The organism is Luteimonas sp. Soil_C_5, assembly GCF_057656615.1.
The window spans coordinates 598387-615099 of record NZ_JBDGKA010000001.1 but is presented as its reverse complement, the minus strand read 5'-3'; the positions used below and the strand labels follow the sequence as shown (position 1 = coordinate 615099).

General features: G+C 69.6%; 12 protein-coding genes. All 12 read right to left on the bottom strand.

Going from position 1 to position 16713, the window contains the following annotated elements:
* Nucleotides 1-229 precede the first annotated feature (229 nt).
* Nucleotides 230-1414, bottom strand: coding sequence for a hypothetical protein (locus AC3A5K_RS03045; RefSeq protein ID WP_487616022.1), 1185 nt, complete (start codon nt 1412-1414; stop codon nt 230-232).
* A 147-nt stretch (nt 1415-1561) separates the two neighbouring features.
* Complete coding sequence (locus AC3A5K_RS03040) at nt 1562-2620, bottom strand: protein-glutamate methylesterase/protein-glutamine glutaminase (protein WP_487616021.1); 1059 nt, start codon at nt 2618-2620, stop codon at nt 1562-1564.
* Entirely contained in the window at nt 2617-3216 is a 600-nt protein-coding gene (cheD, locus tag AC3A5K_RS03035) for a chemoreceptor glutamine deamidase CheD (RefSeq protein WP_487616020.1), read from the bottom strand. The genes AC3A5K_RS03040 and cheD overlap by 4 nt, the downstream gene beginning before the upstream one ends.
* On the bottom strand, nt 3213-4085 hold the full coding sequence (locus tag AC3A5K_RS03030; RefSeq protein WP_487616019.1) for a CheR family methyltransferase: 873 nt from the start codon (nt 4083-4085) through the stop codon (nt 3213-3215). Before AC3A5K_RS03030 ends, cheD begins: the two co-directional genes overlap by 4 nt.
* Nucleotides 4086-4184: 99 nt before the next feature.
* Nucleotides 4185-6965, bottom strand: a complete 2781-nt coding sequence (locus tag AC3A5K_RS03025) for a methyl-accepting chemotaxis protein (protein ID WP_487616018.1) — start codon at nt 6963-6965, stop codon at nt 4185-4187.
* 116 nt (nt 6966-7081) lie between these two features.
* A complete protein-coding gene (locus AC3A5K_RS03020) occupies nt 7082-9301 on the bottom strand; it encodes a methyl-accepting chemotaxis protein (RefSeq protein ID WP_487616017.1) in 2220 nt (739 codons plus the stop codon).
* Between the two features lie 20 nt (nt 9302-9321).
* A complete protein-coding gene (locus tag AC3A5K_RS03015; protein ID WP_487616016.1) occupies nt 9322-9849 on the bottom strand; it encodes a hypothetical protein in 528 nt (175 codons plus the stop codon).
* A gap of 224 nt (nt 9850-10073) precedes the next feature.
* Nucleotides 10074-12428, bottom strand: coding sequence for a methyl-accepting chemotaxis protein (locus AC3A5K_RS03010; protein WP_487616015.1), 2355 nt, complete (start codon nt 12426-12428; stop codon nt 10074-10076).
* A gap of 66 nt (nt 12429-12494) precedes the next feature.
* A complete protein-coding gene (locus AC3A5K_RS03005) occupies nt 12495-12878 on the bottom strand; it encodes a hypothetical protein (RefSeq protein ID WP_487616014.1) in 384 nt (127 codons plus the stop codon).
* A 104-nt stretch (nt 12879-12982) separates the two neighbouring features.
* Entirely contained in the window at nt 12983-13462 is a 480-nt protein-coding gene (locus AC3A5K_RS03000; RefSeq protein ID WP_487616013.1) for a chemotaxis protein CheW, read from the bottom strand.
* 94 nt (nt 13463-13556) lie between these two features.
* Nucleotides 13557-14324, bottom strand: coding sequence for a flagellar brake protein (locus AC3A5K_RS02995; protein ID WP_487616012.1), 768 nt, complete (start codon nt 14322-14324; stop codon nt 13557-13559).
* 81 nt (nt 14325-14405) lie between these two features.
* Nucleotides 14406-16559, bottom strand: a complete 2154-nt coding sequence (locus AC3A5K_RS02990; RefSeq protein ID WP_487616011.1) for a methyl-accepting chemotaxis protein — start codon at nt 16557-16559, stop codon at nt 14406-14408.
* Nucleotides 16560-16713: the final 154 nt, after the last annotated feature.

Below are 16713 nucleotides of genomic sequence, written 5' to 3'. Positions count from 1 at the left end.
CGGCCGCCATCACCGGTTGCCCGGTGCGCTCGAAACAGGAACCCCGCCGGAAGCGGGGTTTCTGCGTTTCGGGGCGGTGTCCGCCCCAGCTCCGCCGGGAACGACTTCCAATGCGCGAGCGTTTCCAACGGTGCGCGGCGGGCCCGCGTGCCGGAGACGCGGCCTGGTCATCCGGCCGGCGGAATGCAGTCAGGGGAAGCGGCGGCCGGCACGCATTGCCGGAGTCCGATCAGGGCAGGGAAGGCGGCCCCGCCTCGGGCGATTCCGGCCCGGGCGCGCGGCCTGACTGATCGCAGCGCACGGGGCCTGGACGCAGCGGCTGCGGCGCCAGGCTGCCATCGGTGAGCACCCGACGGACCTGCAGGCGGCACATCCGATTGGCGATATCCATCTCTACCTCGTAATCCAGGCCCGGCGTGGCCACGAACCATGCCGACAGCGTTCTCGCACACCGGTAGTCGGCGGTGTTCTCGATCCGGGCTTCGAAGTGCAACGGCTTGCCGCCGGGCACCTCGTACTCCTCGTAGTTGGGCTTGGACCACAGCACGCTCTTCATGTTGCGAACGGTGTCGGTTTCGGGGATGCCGATCGTGACGTTCTGCGGCGCGCCGCCAAACAGGCCGCCGAGGGCCCGGAAGTTGGAGCGGCTGACCTCGATCACGTCGCGATACTCCTCGCTGCACGTGGCATCGGTGTACATGGTGATCCCGAGCCCGGTGGCACCGAAGATGCGCACCCGCGCCGGCGGCACCACGCCGTCGGCATCGGCATCCGGCGCCGCTTGCGCAAGTGCGGACGGATAGAACGCCGGCATCCTCGCCGAAAGGCGACCCACGCACGCCTCTGCGATCGACGCCGAGGCTTGCCTGAGCAGGGCGTAGTCGTCCGCCTGCCACTGGTCCAGCGGCGCGCTGCGGTCACCGTCGCTGCAGCTGACCGCGTCGACGAACGTGCCATCGGCGCGGCGCTGTTCGACGAAGCTGAGGTGGTCGAGCCGGTACTCCGGGGTGCCGTGGCGGTCGCCCTGATGGACGAGGGCCCATTCGTGCGCCATCAGATGCAGGCTGCTGCCCTCGGCAGGCAGGGCATCGGGGAAATTCCGGAAATAGTCGGCCACCAGCGCCTCGGCCATTGCCGGCATCACGGTGAGGGCCGGGCTCGGATGGCCGTCGACGATGCGGCCGGGCCGGTGATCGTGCAGGGGGGGCTGCGATGTGTCGTCGCGCTCGCTGTCCTCCGGGGAGACGATGCGCAGGGCAAGGTCGGCCGGGCGATCACGGGCCGGCCCGGTGCCGGAGCCGCTGCGGATCTGTACCCGCTCCATCCAGCTGGTCGGTGTGGTCGGGGCGTCACCCGCGTCCACCCCGGGCTCGGCGGGTACGCGCGCTGCGCCGGCTGCTGCGGGGACGAACATCAGCGCGACCAGCAGGCGCGCCGGCGGAAACGGGAGGCGTAATGCCATGGTGCAACTCCTTGAGGATGGATGGACGCGCGGCCGTTCCCGTGCCGGCGTCCCGCGGAGGATAGGAAGGCTACGGCCCGCGGGCTTCGCGACCAGGACTCAACTGCGCGACAGCGCCATCAGCCGTTCGGCGATCCGCTCCAGCGACACCATTTCTTCGGCGGCGCCGAGCTTGAAAGCCGCGCCCGGCATGCCCCAGACCACGCTGGTGGCCTCGTCCTGCAACAGCGTCGGGGCACCGGCCTGGCGCAGTTCGAGCAGGCCGCGCGCGCCGTCCTCACCCATGCCGGTCAGAATCGCGCCGACCGCGTTGCTGCCGGCGGCCTGGGCCACCGAGCGGAACAGCACGTCGACCGCAGGGCGGTGTCGGTTGACCGGCGGGCCGGCATCCAGGCGGCAACGCCAGCGCGCACCGTCGCGCACCACGCGCAGATGATGGTCGCCGGGCGGCAGATAGGCGTGACCGGGCAGGATCATCTCGCCGTCGCGTGCCTCGCGCACCAGCATCGCCGAGTGCTTGTCCAGGCGATCGATGAAGGGACGGCTGAAGCTTGCGGGGATGTGCTGGGTCAACACGATCGCCGGTGCGTCCGGCGGCATGCGTTCCAGCACGCAGCGGATGGCTTCGGTACCGCCGGCGGAGGCTCCGATCGCGATCAGCCGGTCGGTGGTGCGGAAGCGGTTGGCGACCGCGGGCGCGGCCTGCGCGTTCGCGAGGCGGACGACCGGCGCTGCCGCGGCGGCCAGCGGACGCACGCGTGCGCGCGCGGCGGCCTTGACCTTGTCGGTGATCTCGTCGGCGTAGTCGCCTAGGCCCTGGGCGAGGCCCACCTTCGGCTTGGTCACGAAGTCCACTGCGCCCAGCGCCAGCGCCTGCAGCGTGATGTCGGCGCCGCGTTCGGTCAGCGACGACACCATCACCACCGGCATCGGACGCAGGCGCATCAGGTTCTCGAGGAAGGCGAGGCCATCCATGCGCGGCATTTCGACGTCGAGCGTCAGCACGTCGGGATTGAGCCGCTTGATCTTCTCGCGTGCCAGCAGCGGATCGGCGGCGGTTCCGACGACCTCGATCTCCGGATCGCGCGCCAGCAGTTCGCTCAGCAGCTGGCGAACGACAGCCGAGTCGTCCACCACCAGCACCTTGCAACGGCTCACTCGAACAGCTCCACGCCACCACTGACCGGCGTGCGCGACAGGCGCACACGCACCGCGGTTTCGGCGGCCAGTACTTCGGCGTCGTGTGCGTGCGGAAGCCGGTTGACCATCACACGTCCGGTCTGCGGGAAGAACCAGACCTTGCGCGGATGGATGCCGCGCATGTCCTCGGCGACGACGGGAATCTGCTCCGCATCGAGATAGGCGAGCACGAAGTCCGCATTGCGCGTGCCCACCGGATTGGTGGTGAAGCCCTTGAGCACGTTGGCGCCGCCGAACACCTTGGCCTCCAGACGCCGGCGGTTCGCGCCGCGCTTGAGCAGTTCGTTGATCAGAAGCTCCATCGCGTAGCTGCCGTAGCGCGCGGGCGCGCCGTCGCCGGCGTTGCCCTCGGGCAGCATGAAATGGTTCATGCCGCCGAGCTGCAGCAGCGGATCGCGCACGCAGGCCGCGACGCAGGAGCCCAGCACCGTGACCAGGGCCGTGCCGTCGTCGACCACCAGATACTGGGTGGGCATCAGCTTGGCGGCCGGCACCTTGAAGTGCGGGTCGCGATAGCGCAGGACGTCGTCCTCGCGCACGGCGGCGCGGCTCATCGCGCGTCCGTCCCGAAATTGCGTCGGTACAGCGTGCGACCGCAGGGCTGGATCAGGTCGGCGGCGTGCAGGTAGTTTTCCGAGTGGCCGGTGTAGAGCAGGCTGTCCGCGTCCATGTGCGTGACCAGGCGCGAGAGGATGCCGCGCTGGGTGGGCTTGTCGAAATAGATCATCACGTTGCGGCAGAACAGCGCCGCGAACGGACCGCCGATGTCGTAGCGGGGGCTGAGCAGATTCAGCGGACGGAAGTCGATCAGCGCCTGCAGCTGCGGATGCACGCGGCACTGGCCCTCGTTGGGCCCGGTGCCGCGTTTGAAGAACGCGCGTCGACGCGCATCGTCCATGCCGGCGACGCGCTCGACCGGATAGACGCCGCGCTGCGCGGTCGCCAGCACCTGGGTGTCGATGTCGGTGGCGACGATGCGCACCGGCGGCGTCATCGTGCCGAAGGCCTCGCAGGCGGTGATCGCGATCGAATACGGCTCCTCGCCGGTCGATGCGGCGCACGACCACAGCGTCAGCGGCGCACGCGCCGTCGCGCCGGAGGCGGCCAGCTGTGCGTGCAGATGCTCGAAGTGATGCGGCTCGCGGAAGAACGCCGTGAGGTTCGTGGTCAGGGCATTGGTGAAGGCCTGCCATTCCTCGCCGTCGCTGTCCTGCTCCAGACGGTCGAGATAGGCGCCGAATCCGCTCATGCCGAGCGCGCGCAGGCGCCGCGACAGCCGGCCGTAGACCATGTCGCGCTTGCTGTCGACGAGGGCGATGCCGGCCCGGTCGTGGATCAGTTGGCAGACGCGACGGAAGTCGCGCTCCGAGAAATCGAAGTCGCGTTTGCCGATCGGCGGGTGGGGCAGGTGGGTCGCAGCCATGGGCCGATTGCGCTCGAACGGAGTGTCAGCAGACTTATCGACCCCGGCGGCGGAAAGTTGACCGCCGGGGACGTCGATGGCGCGCGTGCAGCGCGACGATCAGAACTCGGCCCAGTCGGCTTCGGCGAGCGCCGGCGCGGGCCGTGGCGAGGCCGGACGGGTCACATGCTTGGCGGGCGCACGGTCGACGGTGGCCTTCGATACCGGTGCTGCACGGCGCACGGGCGCTGCGGTCGGTGCAGGCGTCTCCAGCTGCACGGTATCGACGCGGAACACCGAGACCGTCTGCGCCAGGCCCGCGGCCTGTTCTTCCATCGCGCGTGCGGCGGCCGAGGCTTCTTCCACCAGCGCGGCGTTCTGCTGCGTGGTCTCGTCCATCTGGGTGATGGTCTGGTTGACCTGGTCGATGCCCGAGGCCTGTTCCTGCGAGGCCGCCGAGATCTCGGCCATGATGTCGGTCACGCGCTGCACCGAGGCGACGATCTCGCCCATGGTCTTGCCGGCCTGACCGGCCAGCGCCGCGCCGTCGGAGACCTTGCCGGTCGAGTCGTCGATCAGCTGCTTGATCTCCTTCGCGGCGTTCGCGCTGCGCTGGGCCAGCGTGCGGACTTCCGAGGCGACGACCGCGAAGCCGCGACCCTGCTCGCCGGCGCGGGCCGCTTCGACCGCGGCGTTGAGCGCCAGGATGTTGGTCTGGAACGCGATGCCGTCGATGACCGAGATGATGTCGCCGATCTTGCGCGAGGCGCGCTCGATGTCGGCCATCGTGGTGACGACCTGGCCGACCACTTCGCCGCCCTGCGAGGCGACCGAAGCCGCACCGATCGCCAGCTGGTTGGCCTGACGGGCATGGTTCGCGTTCTGGCGCACGGTGGAGGTCAGTTCCTCCATCGAGGCCGCGGTTTCTTCCAGATTCGCGGCCTGCTGCTCGGTGCGACGCGACAGGTCGTTGTTGCCGGCGGCGATTTCCGACGACGCGGTACCGATGGCGCCGGAGGCGTCCTGGATGCGCGCGACGATGCCGGTGAGCTGGGCGACGGTGGCATTGGCGTTGTCGCGCATGGTCGCGAACACGCCCTGGTACTCGCCGTCCATGCGCACGGTCAGGTCGCCGTCGGCCAGTGCGGTCAGCACCGTGGACACCTGGTCGAGACTCGTCGCATTCGCGTCGAGCAGACTGTTGAGCTGGGTCGCCAGCTGCAGGATGAAGCCCCGCTTGTCTTCGGTGCGGATGCGGCCGGACAGATCACCGGCGGCTGCGGCCGCGACGATGCGCGACACTTCGGCCTCGACCTCGACCTCGGATGTGCGATCGGCCCATTCGACGACGAAGCCTTCCTGACGGCCGTCCGCATCGACCACCGGGTTGATGATCAGCTGCATCGTGCGGCCGCCGACTTTGATCTGTGCACGATGGGTGGACTGCAGTCTGGCCAGCATCGCGGCCTGGTGTTCGGGCGCCTTGTGGAAGACGTCGATGTTGCTGCCGACCAGCGCGGACGCGTCGAAGTTCGGCAGGTCGCGGCGCAGGTCGGCCTGGGCCTCGGCCAGCATCTCCTGCAGCGGCCGGTTGACGTAGAGGATGTCGCGCGCGGTGTCGGCGATCATCACGTGCGTGGTGACGTTGTCGAGCGCCGTACGGATGCGCAGGCTTTCCCGGGCGCTGGCCTGGTCGCGTTCGGCGCGCTGGCGCAGGCCGTCCTGCATGCGCGCCAGTGCCTGCAGCAGCTGCGCGGTTTCGTCCTGGCCGGTGGAGGTGATGCTGGTATCGAGATCGCCGGCAGCGACGCGGTCGGCGATCGCGATCGCACGCGACAGCGGACGCGAGACGAGATGGCGGCTGACCACGACGATCGCGATCACCAGCGCGACCAGCGCCAGCAGGGACACGCCGGCAATCGTCCAGCGCATCGCGGCCAGTGCGGCCTCCGCGTGCTGACGCGGCTTGACCGCCAGCAGCATCCAGTTCCACGGCGCGAAGGCCGCCGCGTGCACGTCGGCGGCGCCCGGCGCGCTCGTGCCATCGGCCGAGATCGCGAGGCGCGCATCTCCATCGGTACCGGCCAGCAGCGCCGTCAGGGCGTCACGTGCCTCGGGCGCGGCCAGTTCCAGCGCGTCGCCCTGCATGCCGGCGGGATGCGACACCAGGGTCTCGGCGTCACCGCTGCGATCGACGACGACGAAATAGCCGTCACCGCCGATGCGGGTCTCGCGCAGGCGCGTGGTCAGCGCCGCCAGGCCTTCGGTGTAGTCCAGGCCGATGAAGAGGCTGCCGATCACCTCACCCGTCGCGTCGCGCAACGGGCGGTAATGGGTCATGTAATCGCGGCCGAACAGGCGCGCACGGCCGGTGTAGGACTCGCCGGCGATCAGGCGCGCATAGGCGTTGTGGCCCGGGTCGAGCACGGTGCCGATCACGCGGTCGCCGCTGTCGTTCTTCAGCGACGTGGTCACCCGGACGAAGTCGTCCGCGTCGCGCGCGAACACCGTCGCCACCGCGCCGGTGTGGTCGGTGAAACGGTCGACGACGTCGAAGTCGAGATTGAGCACGTGGTCGCCGAAGGTCAGGCGCGGCGTGTCGCGCTCGGCGACCTGCACGGTGCGCTCCGGATCGAGCTCGGGCGCGTCGGCCGGCAGCACGGCGGCGAAAGCGCTGCCGAGACGCTCGGTGTTGTCGGCGAGCGTGCGCTCGTACAGGGCGACGCTTTCGCGCATCGCGTCCGCGGCATCGGCCAGGGCCAGACCGGCTTCCCGTTCGTAGGCGCTGGCGGAATCGCGGTAGACGACGATTGCGAGCAGCAGCAGGCAGAGGCCGGCGGCGACGGCCGCAGCGATCGACAGCTTGGTGCCGATCGAGGCGCGGTGCAGGAAACGGGTCATGACGTTCGCTCCGATCCCGTGGGGATCGCATTTCGGATGTACCCCGTTATCGGCGGGTGAAATCCGGGCTTGAGCGTGACGGCGTCCTCAGTTTTCCAGGCGGCCTGGTGCGGGGCTCAGGGCAGGGCGCCCGCCCGCCCCGTCGGCCGCTGATGGGTTGCCAGCAGCGCATGCACGGAGGCCTGCGCCGCCTCGATCCGGAACACCGAGACCGTCTGCGCCAGTCCTGCGGCCTGCGCTTCCATCGCCTGGGCGGCGGCCGAGGCTTCCTCCACCAGCGCGGCGTTCTGCTGGGTGGTCTCGTCCATGCGCACGATGGTGCGGTTGACCTGGTCGATGCCCGAGGCCTGTTCCTGCGAGGCGGACGCGATCTCGGCCATGATGTCGGTCACGCGCTGCACCGAGGCGACGATTTCGCCCATCGTCTTGCCGGCCTGTGCGGCCAGCGCGGCGCCATCCGACACCTTGCTGCCGGAATCGTCGATGAGCTGCTTGATCTCCTTCGCCGCGGTCGCGCTGCGCTGGGCCAGCGTGCGGACTTCGGTGGCGACGACGGCGAAGCCGCGACCCTGCTCGCCGGCACGGGCGGCTTCAACTGCGGCGTTCAAGGCCAGGATGTTGGTCTGGAACGCGATGCCGTCGATGACCGAGATGATGTCGCCGATGCGGCGCGAGGCGCGCTCGATGTCGGCCATCGTGGTGACGACCTGACCGACCACCTCGCCGCCCTGCGAGGCCACGGTCGCCGCGCCGATCGCCAGCTGGTTGGCCTGACGGGCGTGGTCCGCGTTCTGGCGCACGGTGGAGGTCAGCTCCTCCATCGAGGCCGCGGTTTCTTCGAGATTGGCCGCCTGCTGCTCGGTCCGCTGCGAGAGATCGTCGTTGCCGGCGGCGATCTGCGAAGACGCCGCGCCGATCGCGCCGGAGGCGTCCTGGATGCGCGCGACGATGCCGGTGAGCTGGGCAACGGTGGCATTGGCATTGTCGCGCATGGTCGCGAACACGCCCTGGTAATCGCCATCCATGCGCACGGTCAGGTCGCCGTCGGCCAGCGCGGTGAGCAGGGTCGACACCTGGTCCAGGCTGGTCGCGTTGGCATCGAGCAGGCCGTTGAGCTGCTGGGCCAGCTGGCGCAGGAAACCGCGCTTGTCGTCGGTGCGGATGCGGCCGGACAGATCACCCGCCGCCGCGGCGGCGACGATGCCCGACATCTCGGCTTCGACGGCGACTTCGGCGGTGCGATCGGCCCATTCGACGACGAAGCCTTCGGTCCGTCCGTCGTCGCCGAGCACCGGGTTGATGATCAGCAGCATCGTGCGACCGCCGACCCGGATCTGCGCGCGATGCGTATCGCGCAGCTTCGCCAGCATCGCGGCCTGGTGTGCGGGCGCCTTGTGGAAGGCGTCGATGTTGCGGCCGACCAGCACGGCGGCATCGAAGCTCGGCAGGTCGCGGCGCAGATCCTCCTGGGCCTCGGCCAGCATCTCCTGCAGGGGGCGGTTGACGTAGAGGATGTCGCGCGCGGTGTCGGCGATCATCACGTTCGCGGTCACGCTGTCGAGCGCGGTGCGGATGCGCCGGTTCTCGCAGGCGTCGCGTTCGAGCGCCACCCGGCGCGTCGCGATTTCTCGGCTCATCGCGACCATCGCCGCGGCCAGGGAGTCGGGCGCGAATTCGGCGCGATCGATCGACGCCGGCAGCGGCTCGTCGCGCGCCAGTGCATGGGCCAGCACCGCGAGGTGTCCGGGGTCATGGCCGACGGCCAGCAACTGGCGGCGCATCTGCATCGCCAGCAGCACCAGGATCACGGTCTCGGCGACCACGTAGGACGCATGGATCACCAGCGTGCCGATGCCGCTGCCGGGCAGGAACACCATGATCGGAATGTCGTGCGTCTGCAGCCAGAACAGCACGACGTGATGCAGCGCGATCGCCACGGCCGCCACCACGATCGGCAGCCAGTCGCGGTACGGCAGCAGCAGCGCGAGCAGCAGGATCACGGCGAAGTGCGCTTCGGTCAGTCCGTTGAGCTGGTGGATCAGGACCGCGCTCAACGCCATCAGCCCGAGCGCGATGCTGCACGACGCGAGGCGCGTGCCCGAGGCTAGACGCAGCTGCACCAGACACAGCACGACCGCGGGCAGGGCGAGCGCGAACACGGGCGTCCAGCGGCCCTGGTGCATCGCGATGCCGGCCGACACCAGGCCGAGCACGCAGGCGACGCCGACCAGCATGCGGTCGGTGACCGCAGACAGCGACTGCAGATAGGACAGCGCGCCCGGCGCGGTGGCATCCGCGGACAGCGACCGGGGGCGAACAAGGCGGGTGATCGACATGACAGGGCTCCGGATGACGGTCAGCAGGCACATGGAACGGCGGGAACCAGCACGGCCTGGCTGCCCTGCAGCAGTCGCGCGATCGTGGCGGACGAAGCGATGGCGCCGCGCATGCAGCCCAGGGAAAAGCCGGGCGGTCCGGCGTAGCGCAGGGCGCCGTGCGCATCGAACAGGGCGACGGTGTAGGACCCGGTGCGTGCGTCGGCGCCGGTGCGCAGATCGACCAGTGGCACATCCAGCGCATGCAGCGCATCGGCGAGCGCGGTGGTGTCGACCGCCGCTTCGCGATCCGTCGCGCTGACTGCGCTGCAGGCGCACTCCGGGTCGGTCAGTACGTAAGCCGTCGCGCCGCGCACCGTCTCTGCGTGCACGCCCGCGCGCGCGAGTCGCGCCGCGATCGAGGCGGCGATGTCGTCGGTCGCGGCGGCGTCGTGGTGGGGCTCGACGGACAGCGCCGCGAAGGTCGAGGCCGTCCAGCCGAGCCAGAGCCCCAGCGCGGCGATGCCGCACCAGAAGCGTACCGCTGCGTGTGTCTTCCCTGCCGGCATCGCCATCTCCCTGGCTGTCGTGCGCCCCGGTATTTCCCTATCGACGTGCGATCTGCGGTTCTGAAGGCAGATGCGCATCACGCGACCTTCGCGCGTGTCGATCCGTGATGCGCATCAATCTTCGATCCGGATGCAGGGCGCGCCGAGGCCGTCAGCGCCTCCAATGCAAAACGCCCCGGTCGATGACCGGGGCGTCGTATCGCATCACACGGTGGCGCGCTGGATCAGAACTCGGCCCAGTCGGCCTCGGCGACGGCAGCCGGCTTGGCCGGCGGGCGTGCCGGGGTGGCCGCCCGGCGCGCCGGCGGTGCCGAACGGGCAGGTGCCTGGTGCGCGGCCAGCACGGCCTGCACCGAGGCCTGCGCGGCTTCGATCCGGAAGACCGAGACCGTCTGCGCCAGGCCGGCGGCCTGTTCTTCCATCGCGCGTGCGGCGGCCGAGGCTTCTTCCACCAGCGCGGCGTTCTGCTGGGTGGTCTCGTCCATCTGGGTGATGGTCTGGTTGACCTGGTCGATGCCCGAGGCCTGCTCCTGCGAGGCCGCCGAGATCTCGGCCATGATGTCGGTTACGCGCTGCACCGAGGCGACGATCTCGCCCATGGTCTTGCCGGCCTGGCCGGCCAGTGCCGCGCCGTCGGAGACCTTGCCGGTCGAATCGTCGATCAGCTGCTTGATCTCCTTCGCGGCATTGGCACTGCGCTGGGCCAGCGTGCGGACTTCCGAGGCGACAACCGCGAAGCCGCGACCCTGCTCGCCGGCGCGGGCCGCTTCGACCGCAGCGTTCAACGCCAGGATGTTGGTCTGGAACGCGATGCCGTCGATGACCGAGATGATGTCGCCGATCTTGCGCGAGGCACGTTCGATGTCGGCCATCGTGGTGACGACCTGGCCGACCACTTCGCCGCCCTGCGAGGCGACCGAAGCCGCGCCGATCGCCAGCTGGTTGGCCTGGCGCGCATGGTCGGCGTTCTGGCGCACAGTGGAGGTCAGTTCCTCCATCGACGCCGCGGTTTCTTCGAGGTTCGCGGCCTGCTGCTCGGTACGACGCGACAGGTCGTTGTTGCCGGCGGCGATTTCCGACGATGCGGTGCCGATGGCGCCGGAGGCGTCCTGGATGCGCGCGACGATGCCGGTCAGCTGGGCGACGGTGGCGTTGGCGTTGTCGCGCATGGTCGCGAAGACGCCCTGGTATTCGCCGTCCATGCGCACGGTCAGGTCGCCGTCGGCCAGGGCGGTCAGCACCGTGGACACCTGGTCCAGGCTGCTGGCGTTGGCATCGAGCAGGCCGTTGAGCTGGCTGGCCAGCTGCAGATAGAAGCCCTGCTTGCCTTCCAGACCGATGCGGTGCGACAGGTCGCCTGCGGCGGCGGCCTGGATGACGCGCGCCAGTTCCACTTCGACGTGGACCTGCTGCGTGCGGTCGCGCCATTCGATGACGTAGCCGAGCAGGGTGCCCTCGGCATCGTCGACGCGTGCGACGGTCTGGCCGAAATGCGCGCCGCCCATCGTCAGTTCGTCGTGGTGCGCGCCCTGCAGCTGGTCGAGCACGCCGGCCATGCGGTCCGGGTCCGGCTGGTAGGCATCGATGCGGCTGCCGACCAGACCTTCGATGTCGAAGTCCGGCAGGGTTTCGTGGATCTGTGCGTCGTACTGCTGCAGCAGCTGGGTGACCGCGCCGTTGGCGTAGATGATGGTGCGCGACGGGTCGGCGATCATGACGCTGGTGCCCGAGCTGTCGAGCGCGGTGCGGATGCGCAGGTTCTCGCCGGCGATCGCCTGGTCGCGTTCGATGCGCTCGCGCAGGTCGCGCTGCATGCGCTGCATCGACTTCAGCAGGTCGCCGATCTCGTCGGCCCGGCGGGTGTCGATGTGGCTGTCGAGCTTGCCGTTGGCGACGTCCTGGGCGACGGTCGCGGCCTCGCGGACGGAGCCGGTCAGGTTGCGCGCCATCAGCCAGGCGACGACCAGTCCGCCGCCGATGCCGGCCAGCAGCAGGATCGCCAGCATCAGCGTCGATGCGGAGTAGGCACTTTCGGCCTCAACGCGGGACTCGTCCGCGACGCGCCTGGCTTCGTCGGCCAAGGCGGCCAGCGCGGCGCTGGTCGCGTTGTGCAGATCGCTGGTCTCGCCGATGAAGGTGTCGGTGGCGTCGTCGGGGAGGTCGAGATCCAGCATCTCGTTGACGGCGGCGTACGACGAACGCGCCTTGTCCCAGGCAACGACCAGTTCGTCGAGCAGTCGCTTCTCTTCCGGCGACTGGGCGAACTGGGCGTAGTTCTCGAAATTCTTCGCGAGCTGCGCGTCGATGGCCGTCGCACGTTCGCGGGCCGCCTGCTTGGATGCCTCGCTGGCGCGCACCAGACCCCGGTAGGAGGACGTGCGGAACTCACCCAGCAGGGCGCGCGTCTCGCCGACCAGGGTTACGCTGGGCAGCACGTCGGTCGCGAGGTCACTGGTGACCCGTTCCATGGAACGCAGACCCGTGTAGGCACCGACGCCCTGGATGAGCATGATGAGCAGGACGACGCCGAAGGCCAGCATCAGTTTGGGCGCGAGCTTGAGATTCGAGTACCACTGCATGGGGCTACTTCCCTTGGACAGGATGGAGAACGGCCCGGTCACGCTGCGTGCGGCCGGGCCGGTACATCACTTGATCGTGGCGAGCTTGACGTCGTTGGGCGAGCGGATCGCGATCTCGGCGCGGCTGGCGTCGCGGGAGATGGTGCCGACCACGCAGACGTCACGGCCTTCGAGTTCTTCCGGCGTCGGACGGAACTTGTCGCGCTGGTCCTGCGGGATGCGCGCCGAGAACGTGTGACGCGGGAACGCGCCGCCCATGTGCAGGAAGGTCGGCTGGCCTTCGGAATTCTCTGCATATCGGGTCTTTTCGACCTTGCCGCAGACCATGCCGTTCTGGCCGACGAAGCGGGTGGCCTGGTCGGGACGGATGGCGTCCTGTGCGAGTGCGGCGGTGGCGCAGCCGCTCAGCAGCAGCGCGGCCAGGAGGCGGGTCGTGGTCTTCGGGGGCATTGCGATCTACTCCAGTTCAGGGGTCATGGGGCACCGTTTCATGCGCCCGTCGCCCCACTAGCGGCATCGCGTGGCCGAACTTTAGGCCGCGCGCACGAACAATCTCAGGCGGCGACTTCGAGGGTCGGCGCGTCGACGAGGTCGGCGCTGTCGAGCAGCGTCTCGATGTCGAGCAGGATCAGCATGTTGTCGTCGACCGTGCCGATGCCGGCGATGAAGCGGGTATCGACCGCGGCGCCGAACTCGGGTGTCGAGCGGACCTGGTCTTCGGCCAGCGGCACCACGTCGGACACGCCGTCGACGACGATGCCGACCACGCGGTCTTCGACGTTGAGCACGATCATCACGGTGAAGTCGTCGTAGCGCGCTTCGGCCAGACGCAGCTTCAGGCGCAGGTCGATCACCGGCACGATGGTGCCGCGCAGGTTGATGACGCCCTTGATGTAGTCGGGCGCATCCGGCAGACGGGTCACCGCGTCGTAGCCGCGGATCTCCTGGACCTTGAGGATGTCGACGCCGTAGTGCTCGTCGCCAAGCGTGAAGGTCAGATACTCGCCGGCGGCGCTCGGGGTGGAACTGGTCATGCGGTGCGCTCCTGCTGCAAAGCCGCGGATGGCGCGGCGAAGGGTGACGTGCAGGAGATCGGCCGGTGGCGGCGCAACTTTAGGGCCGCGCCGTTCAACCGCCGCGACGCTGGCGTGCGTTGCGCTGGCGTTCGATCTGGAAGATGTATTGCAGGATCCGCTGCTCGAACGCGCGCGGCATGCCGACGAAGCGGCAGCCCGCACGCCAGTGCGGTACGCCGCGCACGTCGTAACGCGCCAGATGCGCGACTTCCAGCGTCACCGGTACCGGATCGGCATCGGCCAGGCGCAGCAGGCTGGGCGGCAGGCGGGTGTGCACCGTGAACCGGCTTTCCTGGCCGTCGGGCACCGAGATCGCCATGCCGCCGCCGCTGATGTCGAGCGCGCGCAGGCCGTCCAGCGTGGCGTCCGGCGCGGCGTCGGCGCTGCCGACATGCACCGTTACCGGCGCCGCCGGCGAAACCTGCAGGCGGAACATCTCGCGCCGCTGCAGGCGCAACAGCGACTCCGGCCAGGGCACGGAGAACGCGGGATAGCCTTCCCAGGTGATGCGCTCGGGTGTGGGCAGGCGAAAGCTGATCGGCACCAGGTCCAGCTGCGTACTGCAGACCAGACGGCTGGCGGCCGCCATGCGCCGGTTGGTCGCTTCCTGCCGGTTGCCGTCCAGCACCAGGCTGCCGTCGTCGCGCACGGCCAGCAACGCCGTGGGACAGCTGTGGCCACCGGGGACGAGATTCGCGGTGATCATCGCCCGGGCGTCGACCAGGGCGCGCAGCACCTGGGCGATCTCGCGCGGCTCGTGCAGCGCGTATTGCGAATGCGCGTCGTCCAGCGGGTGCAGAAGGTCGTCGGCGGCAGGCATCGTCCAGCGCGGGAAAGGTCCAGTCGCTGGGATATCGGCCGCGCCCGCGCGAAATTGAGCCGCGCGGGCGTCCGTCCGCGATCAGACCGCCGCGGGTTCGGGCTGCGACGCGGCCATGGACTGCAGCAGTGCGGTCGTGGCATCGACCCGGAACACGGCGACGGTATGCGCCAGACCGGTTGCCTGGTCTTCCATCGCGCGCGCCGCGGCCGAGGCTTCCTCCACCAGCGCCGCGTTCTGCTGGGTGGTCTCGTCCATCTGCGTGATCGTCTGGTGCACCTGCTCGATGCCGGACGCCTGCTCCTGCGAGGCGGTCGAGATCTCCGCCATGATGTCGGTCACCCGCTGCACCGAAGCGACGATCTCGCCCATGGTGTCGCCGGCCTGGGCGGCCAGCGCCGCACCGTCGGCGACCTTGCCGGTGGAATCGTCGATCAGCTGCTTGATCTCGCGGGCGGCGGTGGCGCTGCGCTGGGCGAGGGTGCGCACCTCGGTGGCGACGACCGCGAAGCCGCGGCCCTGTTCGCCGGCGCGCGCGGCTTCGACCGCGGCATTGAGCGCCAGGATGTTGGTCTGGAAGGCGATGCCGTCGATGACCGAGATGATGTCGCCGATGCGGCGCGACGACCGTTCGATCTCGCCCATCGTGGTCACCACGCGGCCGACCACGTCGCCACCCTCGGCCGCGACGGCGGCGGCGCCGATCGCCAGCTGGTTGGCCTGGTGCGCGTGTTCGGCGTTCTGGCGCACGGTGGAGGTCAGTTCCTCCATCGCCGCGGCGGTTTCCTCGAGGTTCGCGGCCTGCTGCTCGGTGCGGCGCGACAGATCGTGGTTGCCGGCGGCGATCTCCGACGAAGCGTCGCCGATCGAGCCGGACGCGGTCTGGATCCGGGTGACGATGCCGGTGAGCTGGGACACGGTGGCGTTGGCATCGTCGCGCATCGTGGCGAACACGCCCTGGAACTCGCCGTCCATGCGTGCGGTGAGGTCGCCGCGGGCGATCGAACGCAGCAGCGACGACAGGTCGGCGAGGTTGCTGTCGGCCGTGCGCATCAGCCGGTTGAGGCCGTCGACCATCTGGTGGAAGTCGTATTCGAAGCGGTCGGCATCGCCGCGCACGGCGAAGTCGCCTTCGGCTGCGGCTGCGACCAGGCGCCGGATCTCGCCGTTGATCGCGGTCAGGTTGGCCTTGGCGGTATCCATGGTGTCGGTGATCACCGCCTTCTCGCCGGGCAGGCGGTCCATGTCCTGCGACAGGTCGCCGACGGCGTAACGCTTCACGACGTCGACCAGCCGCATCTTCACCGCGATGTGCGCGGCGACGAGATCGTTGGTGCCGGCGACCATCACGCCGTAGTCGCCCGGGAACGCCGCGGCGTCCATGCGGTGGCTGATCGTGCCGGCCTCGTGCTGTCGGGCCATCTCGCGCTGGGCGCTGATCACCGCACGCAGCTGCGTCTGCATGCGCTGCATCGCCGCGAGCACGTCGCCGACCTCGTCGCGCCGTCCGGCATCGATGTCGGCGTCCAGCTCGCCGCGGCTGACGCGGTCTGCCGCCGCCAGCGCGGTGCGCAGCGGACGGGTGATGCCGCGCGTCAGCAGCCAGGCGATCACGCCGGCCGCGATCAGCGCGACGCCGGCCAGCGTCAGCATCCACAGCGCGAAGCCGTCGGCGCTGGCCATCGACGCGACGGCAGCGTCGCGATTCTTGTCGGCCTGCAGATCGATGAAGGCGTTGACGCGTGCCAGCCAGTCCACGAAGGCAGGCGCGGCCTCGACCATCAGCAGCTGCCGCGCGGCCTCGGTGTCGCCCGCATCGCGCAGGGCGCGGACCTGGCCGACCAGCGGCAGGGTCCGCGCTTCGACGGCTTCGATGTCGGCCAGCATGGCGGCTTCGCGGGCATCGGTCGACGCCTCGACCAGCTCGCGCAGCGGCGTCGCCGAGGCGGCGTACATCGCGGCCAAGGTGTCGATCCGCGTTTCGGCGGCCGTCACCGCTTCACTGTCGTCTGCCAGCACCACGTCGCGCAGCGCGATGGCGCGGTCGTGCACGCTGCCGCGGAAGTCGATCGCGTGGCGCTGCTTGACGCTGTTGAGGTCGTTGATCGTGTGCAGCGTGTCGCCGATGCGGTCGACGCGCTGGATCCCCACCGCAGTGAGTACCAGCATGAGCAGCATGACGAGCGAAAAGCCGACAGCGAGCCGCTGTCCGATACGGAGATTGCCGAAGTGCATGTGGGGTCCTTCCTGTCAGCCCCTCGCGCAGCAGATCCGGCGATATCGGGCAGTGTGGTCGAACCCCTCTAACGGCACCGCCATCGCGCTCTGAACGCGATGGCGGCCAATTCCAGACTGTGATTCACATCGCAGAAAGCTAGGTGGATGCGGC

Bases quoted from the DNA above. Each gene is read 5' to 3' on its own strand.
- AC3A5K_RS03045 (WP_487616022.1), bottom strand. From the start codon at position 1,414: ATGTTCGTCCCCGCAGCAGCCGGCGCAGCGCGCGTACCCGCCGAGCCC.
- cheD (WP_487616020.1), bottom strand. From the start codon at position 3,216: ATGAGCCGCGCCGCCGTGCGCGAGGACGACGTCCTGCGCTATCGCGAC.
- AC3A5K_RS03030 (WP_487616019.1), bottom strand. From the start codon at position 4,085: ATGGCTGCGACCCACCTGCCCCACCCGCCGATCGGCAAACGCGACTTC.
- AC3A5K_RS03025 (WP_487616018.1), bottom strand. From the start codon at position 6,965: ATGACCCGTTTCCTGCACCGCGCCTCGATCGGCACCAAGCTGTCGATC.
- AC3A5K_RS03020 (WP_487616017.1), bottom strand. From the start codon at position 9,301: ATGTCGATCACCCGCCTTGTTCGCCCCCGGTCGCTGTCCGCGGATGCC.
- AC3A5K_RS03015 (WP_487616016.1), bottom strand. From the start codon at position 9,849: ATGCCGGCAGGGAAGACACACGCAGCGGTACGCTTCTGGTGCGGCATC.
- AC3A5K_RS03010 (WP_487616015.1), bottom strand. From the start codon at position 12,428: ATGCAGTGGTACTCGAATCTCAAGCTCGCGCCCAAACTGATGCTGGCC.
- AC3A5K_RS03005 (WP_487616014.1), bottom strand. From the start codon at position 12,878: ATGCCCCCGAAGACCACGACCCGCCTCCTGGCCGCGCTGCTGCTGAGC.
- AC3A5K_RS03000 (WP_487616013.1), bottom strand. From the start codon at position 13,462: ATGACCAGTTCCACCCCGAGCGCCGCCGGCGAGTATCTGACCTTCACG.
- AC3A5K_RS02995 (WP_487616012.1), bottom strand. From the start codon at position 14,324: ATGCCTGCCGCCGACGACCTTCTGCACCCGCTGGACGACGCGCATTCG.
- AC3A5K_RS02990 (WP_487616011.1), bottom strand. From the start codon at position 16,559: ATGCACTTCGGCAATCTCCGTATCGGACAGCGGCTCGCTGTCGGCTTT.